This window comes from Streptomyces tricolor, assembly GCF_002155905.1.
Classification (GTDB): domain Bacteria; phylum Actinomycetota; class Actinomycetes; order Streptomycetales; family Streptomycetaceae; genus Streptomyces; species Streptomyces tricolor.
This window is the reverse complement of record NZ_MUMF01000339.1, coordinates 1-4749: the sequence shown is the minus strand read 5'-3', so window position 1 is coordinate 4749 and position 4749 is coordinate 1. Positions and strand designations below refer to the sequence as shown.

The following is a 4749-nucleotide window of genomic DNA, read 5'->3' as shown; positions in this document are numbered from 1 at the left end:
CGCCTTCGACGCGGCCGTGGCCGCCGACGAGCGCATCGAACCGCGCGACTGGATGCCCGACGCCTACCGAGCGACCCTGGTCCGGCAGATCGCCCAGCACGCGCACTCCGAGATCATCGGCATGCAGCCGGAGGCCAACTGGATCACCCGCGCGCCCTCCCTGCGCCGCAAGGCGATCCTGATGGCCAAGGTGCAGGACGAGGCCGGCCACGGCCTGTACCTGTACAGCGCGGCCGAAACCCTCGGCACCAGCCGTGACGAGCTGCTCGACAAACTGCACAGCGGCCGCCAGAAGTACTCCTCGATCTTCAACTACCCCACCCTGACCTGGGCCGACGTCGGCGCGATCGGCTGGCTGGTGGACGGCGCCGCGATCACCAACCAGGTCCCGCTGTGCCGCTGCTCCTACGGCCCGTACGCCCGGGCGATGGTGCGGATCTGCAAGGAGGAGTCCTTCCACCAGCGCCAGGGCTACGAACTGCTGCTGGCCCTCAGCAAGGGCACCCCGGAGCAGCACGCCATGGCCCAGGACGCGGTGGACCGCTGGTGGTGGCCGTCGCTGATGATGTTCGGCCCGCCCGACGCCGAGTCCCCGCACTCGGCACAGTCGATGGAGTGGAAGATCAAGCGCCACTCCAACGACGAGCTGCGCCAGCGCTTCGTGGACATCTGCGTCCCGCAGGCCGAGTCCCTGGGCCTCACCCTCCCCGACCCGGAGCTGCGGTGGAACGAGGAGCGGGGGCACTACGACTTCGGCCCGATCGACTGGACCGAGTTCTGGGAGGTCCTCAAGGGCAACGGCCCCTGCAACGAACAGCGGATCACCCAGCGCAGGCGCGCCCACGAGGAGGGCGCTTGGGTACGGGAAGCAGCCGCGGCCTACGCGGCCAAGCACGCCGGCGACACCGGTGAGACGGGAGCGACGCGAGCATGAGCACCACCGACTGGCCCCTGTGGGAGGTCTTCGTGCGTTCCCGGCGCGGCCTCTCCCACACCCACGCCGGCAGCCTGCACGCGCCCGACGCCGAACTGGCCCTGCGCAACGCCCGCGACCTGTACACCCGGCGCGGCGAGGGCGTCTCCATCTGGGTCGTCCCGGCCTCCGCCATCACCGCGTCCTCGCCGGACGAGAAGGACCCGTTCTTCGAACCGGCCGCCGACAAGCCCTACCGGCACCCGACCTTCTACGAGATCCCGGAAGGAGTGAAGCACCTGTGACCGCCACCGGCCCCGCCACCGTCCCGGTGACCGCCGCGCTCGCCCTCGGCGACGACGCCCTGGTGCTCTCCCACCGCCTGGGGGAGTGGGCCGGGCACGCCCCCGTCCTGGAGGAGGAGGTCGCCCTCGCCAACATCGCCCTGGACCTGCTCGGCCAGGCCCGGGTGCTGCTGTCCCTGGCCGGCGACGAGGACGAGCTGGCCTACCTGCGCGAGGAACGCGCCTTCCGCAACCTCCAGCTGGTCGAGCAGCCGAACGGCGACTTCGCCCACACCATCGCCCGCCAGCTGTACTTCTCCACCTACCAGCACCTCCTCTACGCCGAACTCGCCACCGGAGACGGTCCGTTCGCCCCGCTGGCCGCGAAGGCGGTGAAGGAGGTCGCCTACCACCGCGACCACGCCGAGCAGTGGACGCTGCGCCTCGGCGACGGCACGGAGACGAGCCACGAGCGGATGCGGCGGGCCTGCGACGCCCTGTGGCGGTTCACCGGAGAGATGTTCCAGCCGGTGGAGGGCCTGGACGCCGACTGGGCCGCCCTGGAGGCCCGTTGGCTGGAGTCCGTCACCGACGTGCTCGGCCGGGCCGGCCTGACCGTCCCCGAGGGTCCGCGCACCGGTGCCTGGTCGGCGGGCGCCGGCCGGCAGGGCCTGCACACCGAGCCGTTCGGCCGGATGCTCGCCGAGATGCAGCACCTGCACCGCAGCCACCCGGGGGCGACATGGTGACCGCCACCGCCCTGGAGGCGGAGCTGCTGGAGCTGGCCGGTGCGGTGCCCGACCCCGAACTGCCCGTGCTCACCCTGCGGGAGCTGGGCGTGCTCCGCGCGGTGCACGTCCACGGCACCGACGCGGTGGAGGTCGACCTCACCCCCACCTACACCGGCTGCCCGGCCATCGAGGCGATGAGCGTCGACATCGAGCGGGTGCTGCGCGCCCACGGCATTCGCGAGGTCACCGTCCGCACGGTGCTCACGCCCGCCTGGTCGACCGACGACATCACCCCGGAAGGACGCGAGAAACTCCGGGAGTTCGGCATCGCTCCCCCGCGCGTGCGCCACGACAGCGACCCGGTGCCGCTGACCCTGGGCCCGACCCGCACGCACCGCACGGACACCGGGACCGGGGCCGACGCCGGGACCGAACCGGTCCGCTGCCCGCACTGCGGCTCGGCCGACACCGAGCTGCTGAGCCGGTTCTCCTCCACCGCGTGCAAGGCACTGCGCCGCTGCCTGGCCTGCCGTGAACCGTTCGACCACTTCAAGGAGTTGTGATGGCACGTTTCCACCCGCTCCCGGTGGCCGCGGTCGACCGCATCACCGACGACGCCGTCGCCCTCACCTTCGCCGTCCCGCCCGAGCTGCGCGAGGAGTACCGGCACGCACCCGGCCAGCACCTCGCGCTGCGCCGCCGGGTCGACGGCACGGAGATCCGGCGCACCTACTCGATCTGCTCCCCCGCCCCCGACCCGGCCGGCGAGGGCCCGGACAGCCTGCGGGTGGGGGTGCGGCTGGTGGAGGGCGGGGCCTTCTCGGCGTACGCGCTCAAGGAGATCAACGTCGGGGACGAGCTGGAGGTGATGACCCCCGCGGGCCGCTTCACACTGGAACCGGCGCCGGGGCTGTACGCGGCGGTCGTCGGCGGCAGCGGCATCACCCCCGTGCTGTCCATCGTCGCCACGCTCCTGGCACGCGAGCCGGCGGCCCGGTTCTGCCTGATACGGAGCGACCGCACGGCCGCCTCGACGATGTTCCTGGAGGAGGTCGCCGACCTGAAGGACCGCTACCCCGAGCGGCTTCAGCTGGTGACCGTGCTCTCCCGGGAGGAACAGCAGGCGGGCCTGCCGTCCGGACGGCTCGACCGGGAACGGCTCGCGGGGCTGCTGCCCGCGCTGCTGCCGGTGGAGCAGGTGGCGGGCTGGTTCCTGTGCGGACCGTACGGGCTGGTGGAGGGCGCGGAGCAGGCGCTGCGCGAGCTGGGTGTGGACCGGGGGCGGATCCACCAGGAGATCTTCCACGTGGACGCGGGCTCGGCCCCGGCGGCCCCGGCATCGGCGCCCGCGCACAGCACCGTCACCGCCCGGCTCGACGGCCGCGGCGGCACCTGGCCGGTGCGGGAGGGCGAGTCGCTGTTGGAGGCGGTGCTGCGCAACCGGCCCGACGCGCCCTATGCCTGCAAGGGCGGGGTGTGCGGGACGTGCCGGGCCTTCCTGGTCGCGGGCGAGGTGCGGATGGACCGCAACTTCGCGCTGGAGACGGAGGAGACGGAGGCCGGGTATGTGCTGGCCTGCCAGTCGCATCCGCTGACGGAGGCGGTGGAGCTGGACTTCGACCGCTGAAGCCCCGCCCCACGGACGCGCCGCCCTCGCCGACGCACCGTTCACCGACCACCGAGCCGTCGCACCCCCCTCGCCGTCGCACCGCCTTGGCGGCGACCCTCGGCGTCGCACCGTTCCCTTCTCCTAGAACCTGTTCTATCTTGACGGACCGTCAGATGCATCCGGGTGCTCGGACGCACGCGCCCGGCTGCACCGCGGACGACCGGACCGCCAGGAGGACAGGCCGTGGACTTCACCTTCACCGAGGAGCAGCGGGCGGCGGCCGAGGCGGCGCGGGGGGTGTTCGCCGGTGTCGCGCCGGACGCGGTGCCCAGTCCGGCGCTCACCACCGGCGCCGTGGCCGAGGGCTTCGACCGGGCGCTGTGGTCCCGGCTGGCCGGCGCGGACCTGCTGAGCCTGCTGCTGGCCGAGGCGCACGGCGGGGCGGGCCTGGACGCGATCGCGCTGTGCCTGGTGCTGCGCGAGGCCGGCCGGGTGCTCGCCCGGGTGCCGCTGCTGGAGCACAGCGCCGCCGCCGCGGCCGTACAGGCCTACGGCGGTAAGGCGCAGGCCGACCGGCTGCTGGACCGGGCCGGCCGGGGCGAGCTGGTGCTGACCGTCGCGGCCCAGGGGCGCACCGGCCACGAGCCGGCCGAACTGGCCGTCACCGCGCGGCGGGAGGGACCGGGGTGGCTGCTGGACGGGGTGCAGACGGCGGTGCCGTGGGCGTACGACGCGGACCTGGTCGTCGTACCGGCGCACCTGGGGGGCACGGGGGCCGGCCGGACCGTGCTGGCGCTGGTGCCGCGCGAGGCGGAGGGGCTGGTCCTCGCCGAGCAGGTCTCCACCAGCGGTGAACGGCTGGCCGAGCTGCGGCTGCGGTCGGTGCGGGTCGGTCCGGACGAGGTGATCGAGGCCGACGGCGCCTGGGAGTGGCTGCACGCGCTGCTGGTGACGGGCACGTGCGCGCTGGCGCTCGGGCTGGGTGAGCGGGTGCTGCGGATGACCGCCGAGTACACCGGCAAGCGGGAGCAGTTCGGCCATCCGATCGCGACGTTCCAGGCGGTGGCCGTGCAGGCCGCGGACCGCTACATCGACCTGCGTGCCATGGAGGCCACCCTGTGGCAGGCCGCGTGGCGGATCGCCTCGGGGGCGCCGGGGCCGCTGCCGGTCGCCGGGGACGTCGCCGTGGCGAAGATCTGGGCGGCGGAGGGG

6 protein-coding genes are annotated in these 4749 nt (G+C 73.7%); all 6 read left to right on the top strand.

Going from position 1 to position 4749, the window contains the following annotated elements; all coding sequences use genetic code 11:
* The coding region (gene paaA / locus CCN44_RS23915; RefSeq protein ID WP_086699409.1) for a 1,2-phenylacetyl-CoA epoxidase subunit PaaA at positions 1 to 934 on the top strand (934 nt) is incomplete at its 5' end.
* Positions 931 to 1218, top strand: a complete 288-nt coding sequence (gene paaB, locus CCN44_RS23910) for a 1,2-phenylacetyl-CoA epoxidase subunit PaaB (protein WP_055708050.1) — start codon at positions 931 to 933, stop codon at positions 1216 to 1218. The genes paaA and paaB, both read left to right, overlap by 4 nt.
* On the top strand, positions 1215 to 1946 hold the full coding sequence (gene paaC / locus CCN44_RS23905; protein WP_086699406.1) for a 1,2-phenylacetyl-CoA epoxidase subunit PaaC: 732 nt from the start codon (positions 1215 to 1217) through the stop codon (positions 1944 to 1946). Before paaB ends, paaC begins: the two co-directional genes overlap by 4 nt.
* On the top strand, positions 1940 to 2491 hold the full coding sequence (gene paaD, locus CCN44_RS23900) for a 1,2-phenylacetyl-CoA epoxidase subunit PaaD (protein WP_086699404.1): 552 nt from the start codon (positions 1940 to 1942) through the stop codon (positions 2489 to 2491). The genes paaC and paaD overlap by 7 nt, the downstream gene beginning before the upstream one ends.
* A complete protein-coding gene (locus CCN44_RS23895; RefSeq protein WP_086699401.1) occupies positions 2491 to 3555 on the top strand; it encodes a 2Fe-2S iron-sulfur cluster-binding protein in 1065 nt (354 codons plus the stop codon). The genes paaD and CCN44_RS23895 overlap by 1 nt, the downstream gene beginning before the upstream one ends.
* Before the next feature lie 225 nt (positions 3556 to 3780).
* Positions 3781 to 4749, top strand: a 969-nt coding sequence (locus CCN44_RS23890; protein ID WP_086699398.1) for an acyl-CoA dehydrogenase family protein, incomplete at its 3' end; no start/stop codon positions are given.